Raw genomic sequence first — 22,364 nt, 5'->3', positions numbered from 1 at the left:
AAGTTGACTTCCGACAATCGATGCAAGTCCCCTACGAATTGATGGTTGGCTGGCGCTACACCCGCGCCGGCCGCGCCACGCGGCGAAACGGTTTTATTTCCTTCATCTCCGGTGTGTCGATGCTGGGCATCGCGCTCGGCGTGGCCGCGCTGATCATCGTGCTCAGCGTGATGAACGGTTTCCAGAAGGACGTGCGCGACCGCATGCTCAGCGTGGTCTCGCACATCGAGATTTTCGCGCCGCAGGGCGCAGCCTTGCCCGACGTGAACCAGACCATCGCCGAGGCGCGGCGCAACCCGTCGGTGATCGGCGCGGCGCCGTTCATCGCCACGCAGGCGCTGCTGGCGCGCGGCGAGGACATGAAGGGCACCATCGTGCGCGGCATCGATCCCAAGCTCGAACCCGAGGTCACCGACCTGGTGAACGGCGAGATGAAGGCCCACGGCCTCGACAAGCTCGTGCCCGGCGGCTTCGGCGTGGTGCTGGGCGTGGAGCTGGCGCGCAGCCTGGGCGTGCGCGAGGGCGATCCGGTCACGCTGATCGCTCCGAGCGGGCAGGTCACCCCGGCTGGCGTGGTGCCGCGGCTGAAGCAGATGACGGTGGTCGGCACCTTCGATTCCGGCCATTTCGAATACGACTCGGCGCTGGTGATGGTGCACATCGAGGACGCGGCACGCATCTTCCGGCTCGAAGGCCCGACCGGCGTGCGGCTCAAGCTGAAAGACCTGCACCAGGCGCGCGAGGTCACGCAGCAGCTGGCCGGCACGCTGAGCGGCCATTTGCTGATCCGCGACTGGACGCAGCAGAACAAGACCTGGTTCGCCGCGGTGGAGCTCGAAAAACGCATGATGTTCATCATCCTCACGCTGATCGTGGCCGTGGCCGCGTTCAACCTGGTGAGCACGCTGGTGATGACGGTGACCGACAAGCGCGCCGACATCGCCATCCTGCGCACGCTGGGCGCGAGCCCAAAGAGCATCATGGGCATCTTCATGGTGCAGGGCGCCATGGTCGGCGTGATCGGCACACTGGCCGGCCTGGCGCTGGGCTTGGTGATCGCGTTCAACATCGACGTGATCGTGCCGGCGCTGGAGCAGCTGTTCCACGCGAGCTTCCTGCCGCGCGACGTCTACCTGATCAGCCGCATGCCGAGCGACCCGCAGCAGGGCGACATCGTGCCGATTGCCATCATCTCGCTGGTGTTGGCGTTCCTGGCAACGATCTACCCCAGCTTCCGCGCGAGCCGCGTCAACCCTGCGGAGGCTTTGCGTTATGAATGATTCCAGAGAGATCGTGTTGCAGGCCCACGGCCTCACGAAACGCTTCACCGAAGGCCGGCTCGATGTGACGGTGCTCAAGGGCGTAGAACTCCAGGTCTTCGCCGGCGAAACCCTGGCCATCGTCGGCGCGTCCGGCTCAGGCAAGAGCACGCTGCTGCACCTGCTCGGCGGCCTGGACGCGCCGACCAGCGGCACGGTGCAGCTTAAGGGGCAGGCGCTGGCGCAACTGAGTCCGGCGCAGCAGGGCGCGCTGCGCAACCGGCACCTGGGCTTCGTCTACCAGTTCCATCACCTGCTGCCCGAGTTCAGCGCGCTCGACAACGTGGCCATGCCGCTGTGGATTCGCCGCATGGCACCGGCCGACGCGGCGGCGATGGCCACGCGCACGCTGGCCTCGGTCGGTCTGTCGGAGCGCATCCACCACCGGCCTGCGGAGCTGTCCGGCGGGGAGCGCCAGCGCGTGGCGATCGCGCGTGCGCTGGTCACGCAGCCGGCCTGCGTGCTGGCCGACGAGCCCACCGGCAACCTCGACCGGACCACGGCCGACGGTGTGTTCGAGCTGATGCTGCAGCTCGCGCGCGACCAGGGCACGGCCTTCGTGCTCGTCACCCACGACGAAAGCCTGGCCGCGCGCTGCGGTCGCACCCTGCGGCTGAACCAGGGCCTGTTCGCCGCCTGACTTTGACCGGCCCGACGGGCCGGTTCCGTGACTTTTTCCCCGGGATTGCTCGCGCAAACCCTGTTTTGCCCCGTACGCCAGCCTGGGTTAAGCTGGTAACGTTGTGTAAACCAAGGTTTCCATGCGAAGCAATGCCGTGCATGCTGGCTTCAGGTATGCCGTGGTTCTGCCGATGGTGGCTGAACGGAGGGATGTTTTCCGATGTTAGGACAGGCGAAATTCAGGGCGCGGGTCTTGCAGGTCTTGCGCGACAGCCGGGTGTTCGGCGTGCTCGACGACGTGCTGCTCAACGACCTGGCCGACGTGCTGCAACTGCAGGAAGTGCCCGGCGGCAGCCTGGTGGTGCGCGAGGGCGACACCGCCGACAGCATGTTCTTCGTGGTGAGCGGGCGCCTGCGCGTGTCGCGGCGCATGGCCGACGGCAGCGTGCTGCTCTACAACGAAATCCGGCTCGGCGAAAGCGTGGGAGAGGTCGGCCTGATCCTGCGCCAGCCACGCACCGCCGACGTCACCGCGGTGCGCGACTCGACATTGGCCGTGCTCCACCGCGGCCATTTCGAAGCCTTGCTGGAGCGCCACGCGCTGGCCCTGAACCGGGTCTTCTCCCAGGCGATCTTCGACCACCTGCGCCACAAGAGCCAGCTGGTGGAGCGGCACCAGGCGCAGTCCTTCGTGGTGATCCCGCTGAACGAGGGCGCGAACGCCGCCGAGGTGGCGCGCGGCCTGGTGGCGGCTTTCGCCCAGTCCGGCCGCACCCACCACCTCACGCCCGGCGCCGAGCGCGACCGCCAGGCGCACGAGGGCCAGGGTGGTGGCAAGGACCGCTTCGACGAACTCGAGGAACAGTTCGATTTCCTGGTGTACGAGACCGACGCCGGCACCGACGCCGCGGGCGCGGCATGGACCCGGCGCGCCTTCCGCCAGGCGGACCAGGTGATCTTCGTGGCCGCGGCCGGCACTTCCACCGAGCGCGGCGTGCTGGAGCAGCAGTTGTTCCAGGAGCCGGGTTTCGCGATGAAGCGAAAGCACCTGGCGGTGCTGTACTCGGCGATCACCACACGGCCCGACCCGACCCACGCCTGGCGTGCCGGGCGGGAACTGGAACGCGTCTACCCGATCCGCAGCGGCCACGGCGGCGACCATGCACGGCTGGCCCGCTTCCTGCGCGGCTGCGCGGTCGGCGTGGTGCTGGGCGGCGGCGGTGCACGCGGCTTCGCCCATCTCGGTGTACTGCGGGCGCTGGCCGAAGCCGGCATCGAGATCGACCTGATCGGCGGCAACAGCATGGGCGCGTTGATCGGTGCGCAGTACGCGTGCGACCTTTCGCTCGATGCGATCCGCGACCGCACGCGCGATTTCGCCACCGGCGGCGAGCGGCTGACCCTGCCGCTGATCTCGCTGGTGTCGGGCCGCCGCGTGAAGCGCGACCTGCAGGCCATGTTCGGTGAGACCCAGGTCGATGGCCTGTGGCGCCCCTTTTTCGCGGCGGCCTGCAACCTCACCAAGGGCGGCACCACGGTGCAGGAAACCGGCCCGCTGTGGCGCGCGGTGCTGGCCAGCAACTCGCCTGCCGGCCTGTTTCCGCCGGTGGTGCACGAAGGCAACCTGCTGGTCGACGGCGCCATCCTGGAGAACGTGCCGGTGGACGCCATGCGCATGCGCCTGGGCACGCCGCTCGAAAAACGCCGCGGCAACGGCACCATCATCGCCATCGATGTCGACGTGCGCGAGGAGATGGGCGTGGACCCGTCGCTGACCCGGCTGTCCGTACGGCACACGCTCAAGGGCTTCTTCCGCAAGCCCGAAAACCCCACGCCCGGCATCGCCGACATCCTGTACCGCGCCGGCCACATCGGCGGCCTGAACCAGCGCGCCCACACCGTGGCGCAGTCCGACCATTACCTCGAGCCGCCCGTCGCGAATTTCTCGCTGATGGCCTACAAACGCGCTGACGAGATCATCGAGGTCGGCTACCGCCACGCGATCGAGGCCATCTCATCATGGAAGCCCTGAATCTCGTCGATGCCGCCCTGATGCCGCCGGGGCCGGCGGGGCCGGCGCCCGATCCGGGTGCCGACGACGGCCTGGCGATGTCGCTGAGCCAGCACGAGGTCTGGCTCGACCAGCGCACCTGGGCCGGCAGCGCCCACCTCAACATCGGCGGCGGCGCCTTCCTCACCGGCCCGCTGGACCTGCCGCTGTTCAGGCAGGCGCTGGCGCGGCTGGTCTCCGAGAACGAGGCCTTGCGGCTGGCGCCGATGCACGACGGCCGCCAGCGCCTGCTGGCACAAGGCGTGGTGAACCTGGAGGTCGTCGACCTGAGCGCCGCGGAAGACCCGCAGGCGGCGATGCGCGCTTGGTGGCAGGCGCGCATGGCCGTGCCCTTCGTGCTCGACGGCACGCCGCCGTGGCGCTTTGCACTGCTGCGCGCCAGCGACACCCTGCACGGCCTGACCATCCAGTTCCACCACCTGGTGATGGACGGCTGGGGCACTTCCCAGGTGATGCGCCGCTGGAGCGACATCTACAACGCGTTGCGCCTGGGTACCGAGCCGGCGCCGCCGGCCGACCCGGGTTACCTGAAGTTCATCGAGGAATCGAACGCCTACCGCGGCTCGGTGGCCTTCGCGCGCGACGAGACCTACTGGCGCGAGCAGATGCCCGCGCTGCCGCCGCCGCTGATCGAGCGCCGCTACGCCAAGACCACGCCACACGAATTGCCGGCCGCGCAACTCGCGGCGCAGCGCATTCCGCGCGCCGACTACGACCGGTTGCGCAGCGTCGCCACCGAGCGCGGCAGCACCGCGTTCAACTTTTTCCTGGCCGCGCTGATCCTGTATTTCGCACGGGTCGGCGGCCGCTCGGAGGTGGTGGTCGGCGTGCCCAGCCTGAACCGCGGCGGGCGGCGCTATACCGACACGCTGGGCATGTTCGTCGGTGTGGTGCCGGTGCGCGTGGCGACCACGCCCGACATGACCATCGAAGGCCTGCTCGCCGCCGTGGGCACGGCCATGCGCGCGGCATTGCGCCATCCGCGTTATCCGCTGAGCGAGATGGGGCGCACGCTGGAGCTCTCGCGCAATCGCCGCGAAGGCCTGTTCGACGTGTTGCTGTCCTTCGAGCGGCAGGACTACGCCGTGTCCTTCGGCGACGCCGTGCTGGTCGATTCGCGCCAGCTGTTCTCCGGCAAGGCCCGCTTCCCGCTGGGGGTGACGGTGTGCGAATTCCATGCCGAGCAGGACGTGGAGCTCGCGCTCGAAGCCAGCGCCGCATGTTTCCTGGCCGGCGAAGTGGAGTTGCTGGGCCGGCGCATCTGGCACCTGGTGCAGACCGCGATGACGCAGGCCACCGCCCGCATCGAAGACGTGGCGCTGCTGCCGCAGGAGGAGTATTGGGCGCTGATCGACGGCCTGCACAAGGACGTGGCCAGCCACGAATCGGTGCAGCCTTTCGTCACCCTGTTCGCGCACCAGGCGGCGCTGCGGCCCGAATCCGTGGCCCTGGTCTGGGACGGCGGCAGCCTCGATTACGGTACGCTCGAGCGGCTCTCCAACCGGCTCGCGCACCAGTTGCTCGCCCTCGGCGCGGGCCGCGACCGCATCGTGGCCATGGCCATCGACCGCTCGGCCGACATGGTGCTTGGCCTGCTGGCCATCGCGAAGGCCGGCGCGGCCTTCCTGCCGCTGGACCCCGAGGCGCCGGCGGCCAGGCTGGCGGCGATCCTCGAGGAAAGCAGCGCCGTCGCCCTGTTGCTGCAGCCTGGCCGGCTGGCGGCGCTGGGCCCGCTGCATGCGCAGGTGCTGCAGGTGGACTGGACGGTACTGCAGGCCGTGGACGAAGGCGCCGGGCCCACGGACCCGCCGGCCCTGTCCGGTGTGCAGCCGGGCGCGGACGACCTGGCCTACGTGCTGTTCACCTCCGGCTCGACCGGCCGGCCCAAGGGCGTGATGATCGAACACGGCACGCTCGCGCGCCGGCTCGGCTGGTTGTCGCGCGCCTACGGCGTGGACTGGCGCGACCGCTCGGCCCAGGCCACCCAGGCCACCTTCGACCCCTCGCTGATCGAGCTGCTGCTGCCGCTGATCCACGGCGCCAGCGTGGCCCTGCCGCCGCCGGGCCGGCTGCTGCCGGAGTCGCTGGCCGATTTCGCCGTGGCGCATGGCGTGACCATCATGGCCTTCGTGCCGTCGACGATGAGCCGTTTCCTCGACACCGCCGGCCACCGGCCCGACCTCAAGCTGCGCGTGGCCTGCTGCGGCGGCGAGGTGCTGGCGCCAGAGCTAGCCAGCCGTTTCCTGAAGGAGACCGGCGCACGGCTCTACAACGTCTACGGTCCCACCGAAACCGCGATCTTCGCCACGGCCTGGGAGTGCGAGAACCACCGCACCGACGTGGCGCTGCCGATCGGGCGGCCGATCGACGACACGCGCATCTACGTGCTCAACGCGCAGCTGCAGCCCATGCCGCTGGGTGTGCCCGGCGAGGTCTACATCGGCGGCGATGCCATCGCACGCGGCTACCTCAGGCGGCCGGATCTCGACGCCCAGGTGTTCCTGGCCGATCCCCACCGGCCCGGCGGACGCATGTACAAGACCGGCGACCGCGGCTGGCTCGGCAGCGACGGCAACCTGCATTTCATGGGTCGGCTGGACCGGCAGATCAAGCTGCGCGGCTACCGCATCGAACTCGGCGAGGTCGAGTCGGCGCTGTCGGCCGTGCCCGGCGTGCTGCAGGCCGCGGCCAAGCTCATCGAACGCAAGGGCAAGCCGATGATCCACGCCTGGGTGGCTTCCAGCGAGCCGCAGACGGTGGAAGGCCTGCAGCGCGTGCTGCGCGCGCGCCTGCCCGACTACATGATCCCGAGCGGCATCCAGATCCTGCCCAAGCTGCCGTCGAGCAGCGTCGGCAAGATCGACTACGAGGCCCTGCCCGAGCCCGGCCACGGCGCCCACACCGGCGTGGCGCGCCAGCCGAGCCGGCGCTACGAGCGCGAGCTGCTGGCGCTGTGGCAGGGCGTGCTCGGCCGCGAAGACACCGGCCCGCTGAGCGTGCACGACAACTTCTTCGACCTCGGCGGCGATTCGCTGGCCGCGGTGAGCCTGCTCACCGGCATCGAGGAACTGGTCGGGCGCAAGGTGCCGCTCTACCTGATCACCGAACACCCGACCATCGAACAGCTCGCCGCCGCGCTCAACGCCAACGCCGCGCCGCCGGGCCTGCTGGTCAACCTCGGCGCCGATACCGGCCGCGTGCCGGTGTACCTGGCCGCTTCCGGCCACGGCGACCTGCTGCGCTTCAAGAACCTGGCCCGTGCGCTGGGCAACGCCTGCGACCTGCACATGCTGCAGCCGCCGTTCAACGGGGGCATCGAGCGCATTGACGACCTGGCCGGGCTGTACGCCGACTGCATCGCCGCACACGGCCGCGCACCCGGCTACCTGGCCGGCTTCTCGGTCGGCGGCATCGCGGCACTCGAGGCGGCGCGCCTGCTGCAGCAGCGTGGCGTGCCGATGCGCGGCCTGATGCTGATCGACACCACGTACCCGGCCTCGATGATGGGCGGCACGGCATTCTGGCGGCTGTCGGGCTGGCTGGTGCGGCGCCTGCACGTGCAGGAGCTCAGCATGAACGGCCGCCGGCTGGGTGCGATGTTCAACGACCCCGGCCTGGTGAGTCAGGTGATGGCCCTGAAGGGCTATAAGCCTTCGGCCTATGATGGGCCGACCCTGCTGGTCAAGTCCTCGGGCCTGGCGAGCTGGAGCCGTTGGCTTTTCCGGCCGTGGCGCCGGCTGATGCCGGGGCGACTCGCGGAACGCCAGATCAAAGGCCTGCACGGCTCGATTTTCGAGAACGGCCACGTCAACGAACTTGCGGCGGTGGTCACCGCCCGCCTGGAGGATACGAGCTTGCCACCCGCACCACCGATGGCCGTCGCCGCCAATCGCCGTTCCGATGGTTGAACCACGCGGCAGCGGTCGCGGCCGGCTGTTCGCCCTGGGCCTGCTGCTGTTGGTCCTGGCCGGCCTGGCCATGGCCTGGAGCTGGTCGCCGCTGCGCGAATGGCTGAACGTGGACCGCATCGTCGACGGCCTGCAGGCGCTCGGCCAGCGCTACGGCCCGTTGGCCGCGCTCGCCGGCTTCGCGCTGGCCAGCGCCATCGCCGTGCCGCTGAGCTTCCTCACCCTGGTGACCTTCGTCGCGCTCGGGCCGGTCGCAGGATTCTTCTGCGTGATGGGGGGCGCGCTGATCGGCGCGGCTGCGAGTTACGGCGTCGGCCGTTTCCTGGGTTTCGAGGCCATGCAGAAACTGGCCGGCGAGCGGGTCAATGCGCTGAGCCAGCGCCTGGCGCGGCACGGCCTGTGGGCGGTGGTGGCGGTGCGCGTGGTGCCGGTGGCGCCGTTCGCCATCATCAACATGATCGCCGGCGCGACCCACATCCGGCTGCGCGACATGGTGCTCGGCACCGCGCTCGGCATGGCGCCGGGCACGGTGCTGATCGGCCTGTTCTCCGGCCAGATCGTCGACGCGTTGAAGAATCCGGGGCCGTTGACCATCGGCCTGGTGGCGCTGACGGTGCTGCTGATCGGCGCCGGCGGCTGGGGGCTCAAGCGCTGGCTGGCCAGGGGCGAGGCCGGGCGCTAGCCGTTGTACGGCGCCCGCTCACAGGATCCGGTTGAACCACAGCAGGGACAGCCCGGCAGCAATCACTGACAGCAGCGCGCCGGCCATGGCCAGCAGGGCCGAGATCTCGGTTTCCTTCTTCTCGACCGTGAGGCGCGAGCTCAGGGTCTCGTAGACCTTCTTCAGGTTCTCGGCTGTGCCGGCGTAGAAGTATTCGGCATTGGTGCGCGTGGCGACGGCCTTCAAGGTCTCCTCGTCGAGCCGCACGCGCATCGACCATCCCTCGAAGCCGATGGTCTCCCCGTCCACCGTGCCGATGCCCACGGTGTAGACGCGCACGCCGCGGTCGGCGGCGAGTTTGGCGGCCTCCAGCGTGTCGACGCCGGTGGTGCGCTGGCCATCGGTGAGCAGGATGATGGCCGCGGAGTTGTACGAGCCGGGCGCCACCGGCACGAACGCCTTGGGGTCCTTGCCGTCCTTCTTGCCGACCTCGTCGATCGACGAGCCGCGCGGTCGATCGCGGCCATAGGTCATGCTGGTGAGGTCGATGCCGGCGTCGGGGAAGATTTCGGCCAGGGAGACCACGATGGCGCTGCCGATGGCGGTGGCGCGCTGCAGCTGGAAGCGGTCGATCGCCGTCACCAGGTCTTCACGGCTCAGCGTGGCCGGCTGGACCACCTGGGCCGAGCCGGCGAAGGCCACGATGCCGACCCGCACGGTGCGTGGCAGTTCGGCGATGAAGGCTTTAGCGGCTTCCTGTGCGGCCACCAGCCGGTTGGGCTTGACGTCGGTGGCGCGCATGCTGCCCGAAACGTCCATGGCCAGGATGATGGTTTCGTGCGAGGAGGGCAGGGCGATCACCGCCATCGGCCGCGCCGCGGCGACCAGCATCGCGGCGATCGCCAGCAGGAACAGGACGGGCGGGACATGCCGCCGAAAGCTCTGCCCGCGGCCCATCGCTTCGCGCACGATGGACAGGCTGGCATAACGCAACGCCATCTTCTTCTTGCGCCGCAGCAGCCACACGTAGAGCAGCACCAGCAGTGGCAGCACCAGCAGCAGCCACAGCAGGCTGGGCCAGAGGAAGGTGACGGGGAAGTTGTTGAAGTTCGGCAGTGGGGGCATTTGCATCGGAGGCTCCTTCGGGCTCAGGCGGCCCTGGCCGCGCCGGGAGCGAAGTGCGCGGAGAGATGCGACGGCACCCGCGCCGAGGCACCGGCGGACAGCCGGCTGCGGCGTTTGCGCAGGTCGGTGAAGCGCACGATGGTCTCGACCAGGTCACCGTCGGTGGACAGCTCCAGCGTGTCCACGCCGGCGCGGCCCAGGCTGTCGCGCAGGTCGGCCTCGCGCTGCGCGGCGATGCGCGCGAAACGCTTGCGGAAACCGGCGTCGGCGGTGTCGACCAGCAACTGCTGGCCGGTTTCGGCATCGACGATGGGGATCAGGCCGAGATCGGGCAGTTCCAGCTCCATCGGGTCGAGCAGGCGCACCGCCACCACCTCATGGCGCTGCGCCAGCTGGCCGAGCGGTTTTTCCCAGCCGGGCTCGCTGATGAAGTCGGAGACCACGAACACCGTGGAGCGCCGCTTCACGAGGTTGGCGGCCGATTGCAGCAGGTCCTGCAGCCGGGTCACCTTGCCGGTGGACGCGCCTTCGGGCCGCTGCTGCATGGCCTTGAGCAGGTGCAGCACATGCGTGCGCCCGCTGCGCGTGGGCAGGACGGTGTCGACGCCGGCGCCGTAGAGCATCGCGCCGACGCGGTTGCCGTGGCGTGTCAGCATGCGCGCGAGCACGCCGACGAACTCGGCCGAGATCTGCCGCTTGGCGCTTTCGCCCGAGCCGAAATCCACCGAGGGGCTCAGGTCGAGCAGGAACCAGGCGGCCATTTCCCGGTCTTCGGTGAACACGCGCACATGCGGTACCTGCAGGCGGGCCGTGACGTTCCAGTCGATGTGGCGCACGTCGTCGTGCAACTGGTATTCGCGCAGGTCGGCCAGGTCCATGCCGGTGCCGCGCAACAGCGTGCGGTAGTCGCCCTGCAGCAGGCCGTCCAGGCGCCGCACCACCGTCCACTCGAGCCGGCGCAGGATGTGGTCGGCGCTTTCCGCGACAGATGGGGTCGTTGGCGATTCAGCTTTTCTCATTGAGGTCACTCTTCACGGGGAACACCGCGGAACCGGCTTTGCCGGGCCGCAGGTGTTGCCCCCTGCAAGGGGTGGGCGCGGCACGCAGTGCGCAACCTGGGGGTGTGCCAAATTCAAGCGGCGAGTTTTTCATGTTCCAGCGGCTTGGGAGGCGGCGGCACCTTGGCCATCAGCTTGCCGATCAGGGCATCGGAACTCAGCCCCTCGGACAAGGCGTCGTAGGTCAACACCAGGCGATGCCGCAACACGTCGGGCACCAGGTCCGTCATGTCCTCGGGCAGCGCATAGGTGCGTCCGCGCAGCATGGCCAGCGCGCGCGCGCCCTCCACCAGGTTGATGGTGGCGCGCGGACTCGCGCCGAAGGTGATGTAGCGTGCCATGTCCTTCAGGCCATGCGCCTCGGGCTTGCGCGTGGCCGACACCAGGCGCACCGCGTACTGCATCAGCGAAGGATCGACGTAGATGCGCCGGCATTCGGCCTGCAGCGCGGCGAGCTGTTCGGTGGTGGCCACCGGCGTCACGTTCACCGCCGGGCCGGTGACGCGTTGCACGATCACGAATTCCTCGTCGTCGGTCGGGTAGTCGACCAGCACCTTCATCATGAAACGGTCGACCTGGGCCTCGGGCAGCGGGTAGGTGCCTTCGGTCTCGATCGGATTCTGCGTGGCCATCACGAGAAACGGGTTGGGCACCTTGTGCGTTTCGCCGGCGATCGTCACCTGTCGCTCCTGCATCACCTCCAGCAGCGCGCTCTGCACCTTGGCCGGGGCGCGGTTGATCTCGTCAGCCAGCAGCAGGTTGGTGAACACCGGGCCGAGCGAGGTCGCGAAGTCGCCGCTCTTCTGGTTGTAGATGCGCGTGCCGACCAGGTCGGACGGCACCAGGTCGGGCGTGAACTGGATGCGCTTGAAGCCGCCCTGCACGGTGTTGGCCAGCGTCTTCACCGTGAGCGTCTTGGCCAGGCCGGGCACGCCTTCGACCAGCAGATGCCCCTGCGCCAGGATCGCCACCATCACGCGTTCCAGGAACCGGTCCTGCCCGACCACCACGCGTTTGACTTCGTAGAGGATTTGCTCCATGAGCTGCGCGGTGTCGGTGGTGGGCGTGGTGGCGGAGGTCATGCGCGGGTCCTTTTCGAAGAGATGTGTTCAGAAGGGGTGCAGGCCGACGGCGGATGCCGCGTTCTCGATCGGCACGGCGAATCCGATGCCGATGAAGGTGCGCTGCTGCGTCGGGTTCAGGATGGCGGTGACGATGCCGACGACCTCGCCGTCCATCGTGACCAGCGGGCCGCCGGAATTGCCGGGATTGGCCGCGGCGTCGAACTGGATCAGGTTGCTCATCTCCTGCTTGCCTTCAGGGGAGCGGAAGCTGCGCTTGAGCCCCGAGATCACGCCCGAGGACACCGACGGCCCGATGCCGAACGGAAAGCCCACGGCCACCACTTCGTCGCCGGGCGCGAGATCGGCCGTGGAGCGCATGGTGGCGGCGATCATGTCGTCGGGAATCTTGTGCGCCTGCAGCACGGCGAGGTCGTTCTCGGGCTGCATGCCGGTGACGGACGCGGTGGATTCGAGGCCGTCGAAGAAGGTGACCTTGATGCGGTCGGCCCCTTGCACCACGTGCAGGTTGGTGAGGATGATGCCCTTGTCGACGATCACCACGCCGGTGCCCACGCCGTGCTCCACGTCTTCCTTGCCGTCCTTGCCTTTCACGTAGCCCATCACCCGCACGACCGCCGGCCGCACGGCTTCGGCCGCCTTGGCCGCGGCCGAAGGCAGCACATTGTTGGCCAGGGTGTGCATCACCGCGTTGTCGATGTCCTTCTGTGTGAGCTGGTGGCTGGCCGGTCGCAGCAGCAGGCCCAGGCTGACCAGCAGGCCGGCACCGAGCACGCCGATGACGGACCACAGAACGCGCGGGTGCGAGAGATGGAATTTGCGCGTTCTGCGGCTGCCTGCCGCTGTGGCAGCCGCCGGAGATGCCGCTTCAGGCGCGGCTGGCGACGCGATTTCGGCAGGCGCAGCCGAAGCCTCGGGGCCTGGCGCGGAACGACTCGAGCTGCTGTAGAGGGCTGGCCTGCGCATGCGTACACCTGTGATCGTTGAAGACGAGGAGACTGGCGAAATTCACGTTACCACGCTTTTTGTGCGAGTGCATCCCTTGCGCGCATGGACCGCCGGCGCCCTCGGGATTCGCGCCCCGGCCTCCCCCTGCGTGGGCGCTACAGTGTGGCCACCATGTGGATCGATACACACTGCCACCTCGACGCCCAGGAGTTCGGGCCAAATCACGCGCTAGCGCTGACTGCACGGGCGAAGGCTGCTACCGAAAACGTAGCGATGTGCGTCATCCCGGCCGTCGGCGTGTTCAATTTCGACACCGTGCGGCAACTGGCGCACCGCACGGGCGATGCCTACGCACTGGGGATTCACCCGCTGTGCGTGCCGAGCGCGGCCGACGACGCGCTGGCGCAGCTCGACGCCGCCTTGACCCGGCACCGGGACGATCCGCGCCTGGTGGCGGTCGGCGAAATCGGCATCGACCAGTTCGTGCCCGCGCTGGCCGAGCCCGCCATGCTCGCGCGCCAGCAGCACTTCTACCGCGCCCAGCTCAAACTCGCGCGGCGCCACGGCCTGCCGGTCATCGTGCACGTGCGGCGCAGCGCCGACCTGGTGCTCAAGCACCTGCGCGCGGTCGGCACCGCGGGGGAGGGCGAGCTGGGCGGCATCGCGCATGCGTTCAACGGCAGCGCGCAGCAGGCCGAGGCCTTCATCGGCCTGGGATTCAAGCTCGGCTTCGGCGGTGCGATGACCTTCGAGCCTGCCCGCCAGTTGCGCCGGCTTGCCGCCGAGCTGCCGCTCGATGCCCTGGTGCTGGAGACCGACGCGCCCGACATTCCGCCGCATTGGCTCTACGCCACGGCCGCCGAGCGCGCCGAAGGCAAGCCGCAAGGCGTCAATTCGCCGGCCGAACTGCCGCGCATCGGCGGGGTGCTGGCCGAACTGCGCGGCCTCGCGCCGGAACCGCTGGCCGCCGCCACCACGGCGAACGCGCTCGTGGCGCTGCCTCGGCTGGCCGCCCTGCTGCGCGAGACGGTGGCTTGAAGGTGCCCAAAGCAAAGACCCAGACGGCCGAGGCGCTGCCCGAGCGGCTGGTCGGCCTGCCGGCGCTGGTGGGGCCCGACACGCGGCTGCTGATCCTCGGCAGCTTTCCCGGCGTGGCCTCGCTCGGTGCGCAGCAGTATTACGGCCATCCGCAGAACCATCTGTGGCGCATCCTGTTCACGCTGCTGGGGTCGGGCGATCCGGCCGAATACCGGGGAAGTTATGCGTTCCGTTGCGAATGGCTGCTGGCCCACAAGCTGGGCCTGTGGGACGTCTACGCCAGTTGCGAACGCGAGGGCAGCCTGGACAGCCGCATCCGCAACGCGGCGGTCAACGATTTCGCCGCCCTGCGCCAACGCTGCCCGAGGCTCGTGGCCGTCGCGCACAATGGCGCGGAAAGCTTCCGCTTCGCGCATCTGGTGCAGCCGCTGGGCGTGCCGGTGCACAAGCTGCCTTCCACCAGCCCGGCGAATGCCTCGTGGAGCTTCGAGCGCAAGCTCGCCGCCTGGCGTGCCGTCTTTGAACAATATGGACTTCTCTGATCTTGTCGACCTCCCGTAAAACCGCCCTCCGTCCCGCGCCCTTGCCCGAAGTCAACTTCTCCGATTACGGCGACGTGCGCACGCTGCACCTCGGCACCGAATGGGTGCAGGGCTCGATGCTGCTCAACGCGCCCTTCGACATCGAACTCGACTACGTGCAGCGCATGATGGCCTGGCTGCTGTTCGTGCCGCCCGGCAGCGTGGCCAAGCGCCATGCGATGCAGCTCGGCCTGGGGGCCGCGGCGCTCACCAAGTTCAGCCGCAAGAAGCTGCGCATGTGCACCACCGCCATCGAGATCAACCCGCAGGTGGTGTCGGCCTGCCGCTTCTGGTTCAAGCTGCCGCCCGACGACGAGCGCCTGAACATCGTGATCGGCGACGCCGCGCTGAAGATCCAGCAGGCCGAATGGGCCGGCACGGTGGATGCGCTGCAGGTCGACCTGTACGACCAGGACGCCGCTGCACCGGTGCTCGACAGCGAGGATTTCTACGCCGACTGCCGCCGCCTGCTCACCGAAGAAGGCTGCATGACGGTCAACCTGTTCGGCGAGGATTCGAGTTACCCGCAGAGCGTGGCCAAGATCAGCGCGGCCTTCGGTGCCGATGCGGTCTGGGCCTTCCGCCCCACGCGCGAAGGCAACACCGTGGTGCTGGCCCAGCGCACGCCGAGCCGCCCGGCGCGCGCCGAATTGCTGGAGCGCGCCGATGCGATCCAGACGCGCTGGGGCCTGCCGGCACCGAAGTGGCTGAAAGTCTTCAAACCCATCGAGGCCTGAACATGACGGCGACCGTGAAACCCGCTGCGAAGCACGATGCCGCCAACTACGTCGGCCCGGTGCAATGGCGCCTGCTGGTGCAATGGCTCGGCGTTGATGGCGTGATCTCCCCCGAAGAGGTGCAGCGCACCATCGCGCGTTGCTCGCAGGCCGAAAGCGCGCAGCCGGCGCTGGTGCGGCTGGCCAGCGTGGCCATGCTGCGCGCCAGCGATGGCAAGCCCCTGGACGTGGAGATGCTGACGCAATGGCTGGCCGGCCGCGCCGGGCTGGCCTACCTGCGCATCGATCCGCTGCGCGTGGAGGTCGGCAAGGTGGCCGACACCATGAGCGCGGTGTACGCCGAACGGCACAAGGTGCTGCCGGTGCAGGTCACGGCCCAGGAGGTGGTGGTGGCGACCAGCGAACCCTTCATCACCGACTGGGTGGGCGAGGTGGAGCGGCAGTCGCGCCGCAGCGTGCGCCGGGTGGTGGCCAGCCCGCTGGAGATCCACCGCTACACGGCCGAGTTCTTCGCGCTGGCCAAGTCGGTGAAGATCGCGCAGAAGGCCGGCGGCAACGCGGGCGGCGGCAGCTTCGAGCAACTGGTGGAACTCGGCCGCACCAACAAGCAACTCGACGCCAACGACCAGGGCGTGGTGCAGGTGGTCGACTGGCTCTGGCAATACGCGTTCAACCAGCGGGCCAGCGACATCCACCTCGAGCCGCGGCGCGAGCAGGGCGTGATCCGCTTCCGCATCGACGGCGTGCTGCACCCGGTCTACCAGATGCCGATGGGCGTGATGAACGCCATGGTGGCCCGCATCAAGCTGCTCGGCCGCATGGACGTGGTGGAAAAGCGCCGCCCGCTGGACGGCCGCATCAAGACCCGCAACCCGCGCGGCGACGAAGTGGAAATGCGGCTGTCGACCCTGCCCACGGCCTTCGGCGAGAAGATGGTGATGCGCATCTTCGACCCGGACACGGCGGTGAAGGACCTGGATGCACTCGGCTTCGCGCCGCACGACGCCGAGCGCTGGGAAGCGCTGGTGAAGCGGCCGCACGGCATCATCCTGGTGACCGGGCCCACCGGCTCGGGCAAGACCACCACGCTGTATTCGACGCTCAAGCGCGTGGCCACCGAAGAGGTCAACGTGAGCACGGTGGAGGACCCGATCGAAATGATCGAGCCGTCGTTCAACCAGACCCAGGTGCAGGCGCAGCTCGATTTCGGCTTCATCGAAGGCCTGCGCGCGCTGATGCGCCAGGACCCGGACATCATCATGGTCGGCGAGATCCGCGACCTCGCCACGGCCGAGATGGCGGTGCAGGCCGCGCTCACCGGCCACCTGGTGTTCTCCACGCTGCACACCAACGACGCGCCCTCGGCCATCACCCGCATGATGGAGCTCGGCGTGCCGGCCTACCTGCTCAACGCCACCATGCTCGGCGTGCTGGCCCAGCGCCTGGTGCGCACGCTGTGCAAGCAGTGCAAGGCGCCGGACGAGGCGCTGTCGCGCGAGAACCTCAACGAGGTGATCAAGCCCTGGAAGATCAATGCCACAGGCAGCTACACGCCGTTCAAGCCGGTCGGCTGCGTGGACTGCCGCATGACCGGCTTCATGGGCCGCATGGGCCTGTACGAACTGTTGACCGTGAACGAGGCCTTCAAGGCGCAGGTCAACCAGGCGCCCAGCATGGACGCGCTGCGCCGCCTGGCGGTGAAGGATGGCATGCGGCCGCTGCGGCTGGCCGGTGCGCTGCGCGTGGCCGAAGGGCTGACCACGATCGGCGAAGTGTTGAGCGCGACCCCGCCGCTGGAATAGCCAGCCTTCTCCGGGTTCTCCCGAGGTACCCGGTAGGTGGAATCCACATCCGGTGGCGCATGCCTGCGGACCACAATTCCCCATCGAAATTCCTCGAGGGAACAACACGTGAAAATCAAAAGTCAGAAGGATTTTTTCTCTGGCGTCATGTTCAGCGTCGTGGGCATTGCGTTTGCCTGGGGCGCGACAACATACACGGTGGGTAACGGGGCGCGCATGGGCCCGGGTTACTTTCCGTTGATGCTCGGCATCCTGATGGCCTTTCTGGGGCTCATCATCATCTTCAATTCGCTGGTGGTGGAGACCGAAGGCGGTGACCCGATCGGCAAGTGGGCCTGGAAGCCAATCTTCTTCATCCTCGGCGCCAACCTAGCGTTCGGCGTGCTGCTTGGCGGCCTGCCGAGCATCAAGGTGCCGGCCATGGGCATGATCGCCGCGATCTACGCGCTGACCATCATCTCCAGCATGGCGGGCGAGCGCTTCAAGCTCAAGGAAGTGCTGATCCTGGCCACCATCCTGGCTGTGGGCAGTTACCTTGCGTTCATCGTTCTGCTCAAGCTGCAGATTCCGGTGTGGCCGACCTTCATCACCGGTTGAGGAGAAATAGAACATGGACTTGATTGCAAATCTTTCGCTCGGTTTCGGTGTGGCCTTCACGCCGATCAACCTGCTGTACGCGTTGATCGGTTGTATCCTGGGCACGCTGATCGGGGTCTTGCCCGGCATCGGCCCGGTGGCCACCATCGCCATGCTGTTGCCCGCCACCTACGCATTGCCGCCGGTGTCGGCGCTGATCATGCTGGCCGGCATCTACTACGGCGCGCAATACGGTGGCTCCACCACCGCGATCCTGGTGAACCTGCCGGGTGAATCGTCCTCGGTCGTGACCTGTATCGACGGCTACCAGATGGCGCGCCAGGGGAGGGCCGGTCCGGCGCTCGCCGCCGCGGGCCTGGGCTCTTTCTTCGCGGGCTCCGTCGGCACGCTGATCCTGGCCGCCTTTGCGCCGCCGCTGACCGAACTGGCCTTCAAGTTCGGCCCGGCCGAATACTTCTCGCTGATGATCCTGGGCCTGATCGGCGCCGTGGTGCTGGCTTCGGGTTCGCTGCTCAAGGCGATCGCGATGATCGTGCTCGGCCTGCTCATGGGCCTGGTCGGCACCGACGTGAACTCGGGTGTGGCACGCTTCAGCTTCGACATCCCCGAACTCACCGACGGCATCGGCTTCGTGACCATCGCCATGGGTGTGTTCGGCTACGGCGAAATCATCAGCAACCTGTCGCAGCCCGAAGACGAGCGCGAAGTGTTCACCGCCAACGTGCAAGGCCTGTGGCCGACCGCGGACGACTTCAAGCGCATGACGCCCGCGGTGCTGCGTGGCACGGCGCTCGGTTCCGCGCTCGGCATCCTGCCCGGCGGCGGTGCGCTGCTGGCGGCTTTCGCGGCCTACACGCTCGAGAAGAAGATGCGCATGAAGCCGGGCGAAGTCGCCTTCGGCAAGGGCAACATCCGCGGCGTGGCCGGCCCCGAGTCGGCCAACAACGCCGGTGCGCAGACCTCCTTCATCCCGCTGCTGACGCTGGGCATTCCCCCCAACGCCGTGATGGCGCTGATGGTGGGCGCGATGACCATCCACAACATCCAGCCTGGTCCGCAGGTGATGACGAGCAACCCCGAGCTGTTCTGGGGCCTGATCGCCTCGATGTGGATCGGCAACGCCATGCTGATCATCCTGAACCTGCCGCTGATCGGCATGTGGATCAAGCTCTTGACCGTGCCCTACCGCTTCCTGTTCCCGGCGATCGTGCTGTTCTGCGCCATCGGCGTGTACTCGACGAACAACAACACCTTCGACATCTGGATGGTGGCCATCTTCGGCTTCATCGGCTACCTGTTCAACAAGCTCGGCTGCGAACCCGCGCCGCTGCTGCTGGGCTTCATCCTGGGCCCGATGATGGAAGAGAACCTGCGCCGTGCGCTGCTGCTGTCGCGCGGCGACTGGAGCGTGTTCGTCACGCGTCCGCTGTCGGCCGGCCTGCTGGCTGCCGCCGCGCTGCTGGTGATCATCGTGCTGCTGCCCGCGGTGAAGAACAAGCGCGAGGAAGCCTTCGTCGAGGATTGACACCCCGCGCGGCGACCCCATCGAACGGCACCCACGGGTGCCGTTTTTCTTTGGCGGCGGGACCAGCCGGGGCGCGCGTCGGTCACAATCCGGATCGACCATGGCATCCACGACCCATCCTCCGCAGCATCCGCAACGCACGGCGCTGCACAACGAAATCCACGCCCGTCCACCCGAGGCGATGGCGGCACCGCTGGCCATCTCCCATGTGGTGATGGTCTGCGACGCGGCCGGCCGGGAGGCCAGCCGGGCGCATGTGGCGGCCCTGCTGCGCGACCACCACCTGGCCCAGCCCGATGCGCACTCCACCCACATCCGCATGGACGTCGGGCCGTTCCGGCTGCGCTGGGAGATGCACACCGAGTTCGTGACCTACACCTTCATGCGGGCGCTGGAGCCGGCTTCGGCCGCCGCGCAGGTGTTCGGCCGCGATCCCGTCACCGCGGCGCAGGCCGTGCCGCAGGACTGGTTCGCCGCCTTGCCCGGCCAGTGCCTGGTGAGCCTGCACCTGTGGGCGCTGCCGGCCCTTGCGGCCGACGGCGCCAGGGTACGGCAGGTGCTGTTCGAGGACACGCTGGTGGCCTCCAGCGTGGCCGGCGGGCATGGCGAGGTCTATACCGACTTCGCCATCCATGCCGATGGCTTTTCGCGCATCGTGCTGCTGGCCGGTGGCCCGCAGGCGGAGGAGGGCGCCGGGGGGGACGTCGCCACGCTGTCGCCGCGCCGGCTCGGCCGCCTGGTGCAGCGCCTGCTGGAGATCGAGACCTACCGCATGGCCGCGCTGCTGGGCCTGCCCGCCGCGCGCGAGGCCGCGGACGTGCTGGCCTTCGCCGAGCGCGAGCTCGCCTCGCTGGCCGACGCCATCCGCACCGCCAACCGCGACGACGAGCCCCAGCTGCTCGACCGGCTGACCCGGCTGGCCGGCCAGGTGGAGAGTCAGTATGCAGCCACGCATTCGCGGTTTTCGGCCAGTGCGGCGTATTTCGAGCTCGTCGACAAGCGCATCACCGACATCAACGAATCCCGGCTGGCCGGCATGCAGACCATCCGCGAATTCATGGACCGCCGCCTGACGCCCGCGCGCAGCACCTGCGAATGGGCCACGCGGCGGCAGGACGCGCTGTCGCAGCGGGTTTCGCGCATGAGCAATCTGCTGCGCACCCGGGTCGAGATCGAGCAGCAGCAGAGCAGCCAGGCCTTGCTCACCACCATGAACACGCGCCAGGGCCTGCAGCTGCAAATGCAGGCCACGGTGGAAGGGCTGTCTGTGGCGGCCATCACCTACTACATCGTCGGCCTCGTGAGCTACCTGGCCAAGGGCGCGCACGCCATCGGCTGGCCGTGGAGCCCGGAGAGCACGGCCGCGGTGGCGATTCCGCTGGTGGCCGCCGCCGTGTGGTGGTCGCTGCGGCGGCTGCACCACCGGATGTTCCACGCTTCGAAGTGATCATTGTTCCGTGACTGTCGAATACAAGGAAAAAGTGCCTGCGGCGCAGATGGTGCCTGCGAAGGCTGCTATCAAAAGCATGACGGGCGGCGTTCTGTTGGCCCTGGCCGGCTCGATCGCCTTCAGCGGCAAGGCCATCATCGTCAAGCTGGCCTACCGGTACGGGGTGGATGCGGTCACGCTGATCATGTACCGCATGTTGTTCGCGCTGCCGTTCTTCGCGGTGATGGCCTGGTGGAGCAGCCGCAACCAGCCGCCGCTGACGGGCCGCGACTGGCTCGGTGTGATCGGCCTGGGCATCACCGGTTACTACCTGGCGAGTTTTCTCGACTTCGCGGGCCTGGCCTTCATTTCCGCTTCGCTGGAGCGGCTGATCCTGTACCTGAACCCGACGCTGGTGATGGGGCTGGGCTGGCTGCTCTACAGGAAGCGCATCACCCGCCGCCAGGTGCTGGGCATGGCCATCAGTTATGCGGGCGCGGTGCTGGTGTTCGGCCACGAGATCTCGCTGCAGGGCGCGAATGCGGCCTGGGGCGCCTTGCTGGTGTTCCTGAGCGCGGTGAGTTATGCGGTCTACCTGGTCTACAGCGGGCAGATGGTGCAGCGGCTGGGCTCGCTGCGGCTGGTCGGCCTGGCCACCGGCGTGGCCTGCCTGTGCTGCCTGCTGCAGTTCATCGCGCTGCGGCCGGTGTCCTCGGCACTGGCGGTGGCGCCCCAGGTGATCTGGCTGTCGGTCCTCAACGCCACCGTGTGCACCGTGGCGCCGGTGATGATGGTGATGATGGCCATCGAGCGGATCGGCGCGGGCACCGCGGCCCAGGTCGGCATGGTCGGCCCGCTGTCGACCATCCTGATGGGCGTGGTCATCCTCGGCGAGCCGTTCACCGCCTGGGTGGCAGCCGGCACGGTGCTGGTGGTGGCCGGGATTTTCGTGTTCACTTACCGCAAGCAGAAGGTGTAGCTGGCCAAATGCACGGCCGACGCCAAAACACACCCGCGGGTATGATCCCGCCGGTCTTTCGTCACAACAAAAGGAACCAATATGGATCTGGGTATCGCCGGTAAATGGGCGCTGGTCTGCGGCGCGAGCAAGGGGCTGGGCCGGGGCTGCGCGCAGGCGCTGTTGCGCGAAGGGGTGAACGTGGTGATCGTGGCGCGCGGCGCCGAGGTGCTGGAAGCCACCGCGGCTGCGCTGCAGGCCGATCCGCTGCGTCCCGTGTCGGCCGTGGTGCAGGCCGTGGCGGCCGACATCACCACCGAGGCCGGCCGCGCCGCGGTGTTCGCGGTGCGCAAGGACTTCGACATCGTGGTCACCAATGCCGGCGGTCCGCCGCCCGGCGACTTCCGCGAATGGGACCGCGAGGCCTGGATCAAGGCGGTCGACGCCAACATGCTCACGCCGATCGAGCTCATCAAGGCCACGGTGGACGGCATGGCCGCGCGCGGCTTCGGCCGGATCGTCAACATCACGTCGAGCGCGGTGAAGTCGCCGATCGACGTGCTCGGCCTGAGCAACGGCGCGCGCGGCGGCCTGACCGGCTTCGTGGCCGGCGTGTCGCGGAGTTCGCTGGCGGCCAAGGGCGTGACGATCAACAACCTGCTGCCGGGCGCATTCGACACGGATCGCCTGAAGAGCGGCATGCAGAGCGCTTCGAGCAAGACCGGCCAGCCGATCGATGCGATTCGCGAGGTCCGCATGAAGGCCATCCCGGCGCAACGCTTCGGTCACCCGGAAGAGTTCGGTGCCATCTGCGCGTTCCTCTGCAGCGTGCATGCGGGCTACATGACGGGGCAGAACGTCCTGGCGGATGGCGGAGCGTATTCGGGCACGTTCTGAAGCCGAC

At 68.4% G+C, this 22,364-nt stretch carries 18 protein-coding genes; 14 read left to right on the top strand and 4 right to left on the bottom strand.

Annotated elements, in window-relative coordinates:
* The first annotated feature begins 20 nt into the window (after positions 1-20).
* The 5 genes from RD110_RS17730 (at position 21) to RD110_RS17710 (ending at position 8,601) form a co-directional block, all read left to right on the top strand.
* Positions 21-1,280, top strand: coding sequence for a lipoprotein-releasing ABC transporter permease subunit (locus RD110_RS17730; protein WP_076200738.1), 1,260 nt, complete (start codon positions 21-23; stop codon positions 1,278-1,280).
* A complete protein-coding gene (lolD, locus tag RD110_RS17725) occupies positions 1,273-1,959 on the top strand; it encodes a lipoprotein-releasing ABC transporter ATP-binding protein LolD (protein ID WP_076200737.1) in 687 nt (228 codons plus the stop codon). The genes RD110_RS17730 and lolD overlap by 8 nt, the downstream gene beginning before the upstream one ends.
* Before the next feature lie 234 nt (positions 1,960-2,193).
* Positions 2,194-3,972: a cyclic nucleotide-binding and patatin-like phospholipase domain-containing protein gene (locus RD110_RS17720; RefSeq protein ID WP_076200735.1), complete on the top strand. Its 1,779-nt coding sequence runs from the start codon at positions 2,194-2,196 to the stop codon at positions 3,970-3,972.
* Positions 3,960-7,919 (top strand): non-ribosomal peptide synthetase, encoded by a 3,960-nt coding sequence (locus tag RD110_RS17715; protein WP_076200734.1) that lies wholly within the window; start codon positions 3,960-3,962, stop codon positions 7,917-7,919. The genes RD110_RS17720 and RD110_RS17715 overlap by 13 nt, the downstream gene beginning before the upstream one ends.
* Positions 7,912-8,601 carry a TVP38/TMEM64 family protein gene (locus RD110_RS17710; RefSeq protein ID WP_076200732.1) on the top strand — a complete coding sequence of 230 codons (690 nt, stop codon included), beginning with the start codon at positions 7,912-7,914 and terminating at the stop codon, positions 8,599-8,601. Before RD110_RS17715 ends, RD110_RS17710 begins: the two co-directional genes overlap by 8 nt.
* Positions 8,602-8,619: 18 nt before the next feature.
* Here RD110_RS17710 and RD110_RS17705 read toward each other — a convergent pair whose 3' ends face one another.
* The 4 genes from RD110_RS17705 to RD110_RS17690 form a co-directional block, all read right to left on the bottom strand.
* Positions 8,620-9,711: a VWA domain-containing protein gene (locus RD110_RS17705; protein ID WP_239467060.1), complete on the bottom strand. Its 1,092-nt coding sequence runs from the start codon at positions 9,709-9,711 to the stop codon at positions 8,620-8,622.
* 17 nt (positions 9,712-9,728) lie between these two features.
* Positions 9,729-10,724, bottom strand: a complete 996-nt coding sequence (locus RD110_RS17700) for a DUF58 domain-containing protein (protein WP_076200729.1) — start codon at positions 10,722-10,724, stop codon at positions 9,729-9,731.
* Between the two features lie 113 nt (positions 10,725-10,837).
* Positions 10,838-11,845, bottom strand: a complete 1,008-nt coding sequence (locus RD110_RS17695; protein ID WP_076200728.1) for an AAA family ATPase — start codon at positions 11,843-11,845, stop codon at positions 10,838-10,840.
* Positions 11,846-11,872: 27 nt separating this feature from the next.
* Positions 11,873-12,811, bottom strand: coding sequence for a S1C family serine protease (locus RD110_RS17690; RefSeq protein ID WP_076200726.1), 939 nt, complete (start codon positions 12,809-12,811; stop codon positions 11,873-11,875).
* 153 nt (positions 12,812-12,964) lie between these two features.
* On the opposite strand from RD110_RS17690, the gene RD110_RS17685 reads away from it, so the two are divergent.
* From RD110_RS17685 to RD110_RS17645, 9 genes are all read left to right on the top strand, one after another.
* Positions 12,965-13,831: a TatD family hydrolase gene (locus tag RD110_RS17685; protein ID WP_076205197.1), complete on the top strand. Its 867-nt coding sequence runs from the start codon at positions 12,965-12,967 to the stop codon at positions 13,829-13,831.
* Between the two features lie 2 nt (positions 13,832-13,833).
* Positions 13,834-14,373 (top strand): DNA-deoxyinosine glycosylase, encoded by a 540-nt coding sequence (locus RD110_RS17680; RefSeq protein ID WP_076205195.1) that lies wholly within the window; start codon positions 13,834-13,836, stop codon positions 14,371-14,373.
* Positions 14,374-14,414: 41 nt separating this feature from the next.
* Positions 14,415-15,149 (top strand): class I SAM-dependent methyltransferase, encoded by a 735-nt coding sequence (locus RD110_RS17675; RefSeq protein ID WP_239467059.1) that lies wholly within the window; start codon positions 14,415-14,417, stop codon positions 15,147-15,149.
* A 2-nt stretch (positions 15,150-15,151) separates the two neighbouring features.
* Positions 15,152-16,951: a type IV pilus assembly ATPase TfpB gene (gene tfpB / locus RD110_RS17670; protein WP_076200723.1), complete on the top strand. Its 1,800-nt coding sequence runs from the start codon at positions 15,152-15,154 to the stop codon at positions 16,949-16,951.
* Positions 16,952-17,059: 108 nt separating this feature from the next.
* Positions 17,060-17,548 carry a tripartite tricarboxylate transporter TctB family protein gene (locus tag RD110_RS17665; protein WP_076200721.1) on the top strand — a complete coding sequence of 163 codons (489 nt, stop codon included), beginning with the start codon at positions 17,060-17,062 and terminating at the stop codon, positions 17,546-17,548.
* A 13-nt stretch (positions 17,549-17,561) separates the two neighbouring features.
* A complete protein-coding gene (locus tag RD110_RS17660) occupies positions 17,562-19,073 on the top strand; it encodes a tripartite tricarboxylate transporter permease (RefSeq protein ID WP_076200720.1) in 1,512 nt (503 codons plus the stop codon).
* Positions 19,074-19,173: 100 nt separating this feature from the next.
* Positions 19,174-20,520: a DUF3422 family protein gene (locus RD110_RS17655; protein ID WP_076200718.1), complete on the top strand. Its 1,347-nt coding sequence runs from the start codon at positions 19,174-19,176 to the stop codon at positions 20,518-20,520.
* Between the two features lie 49 nt (positions 20,521-20,569).
* Positions 20,570-21,481 carry a DMT family transporter gene (locus RD110_RS17650; protein WP_076205192.1) on the top strand — a complete coding sequence of 304 codons (912 nt, stop codon included), beginning with the start codon at positions 20,570-20,572 and terminating at the stop codon, positions 21,479-21,481.
* 81 nt (positions 21,482-21,562) lie between these two features.
* Complete coding sequence (locus RD110_RS17645; RefSeq protein WP_076200716.1) at positions 21,563-22,357, top strand: SDR family oxidoreductase; 795 nt, start codon at positions 21,563-21,565, stop codon at positions 22,355-22,357.
* Positions 22,358-22,364: the final 7 nt, after the last annotated feature.

Source organism: Rhodoferax koreense, assembly GCF_001955695.1.
Taxonomy (GTDB): Bacteria; Pseudomonadota; Gammaproteobacteria; order Burkholderiales; family Burkholderiaceae_C; genus Rhodoferax_B; species Rhodoferax_B koreensis.
The sequence above is the reverse complement of the archived record's forward strand: the minus strand, read 5'-3'. Positions and strand labels throughout refer to the sequence as shown.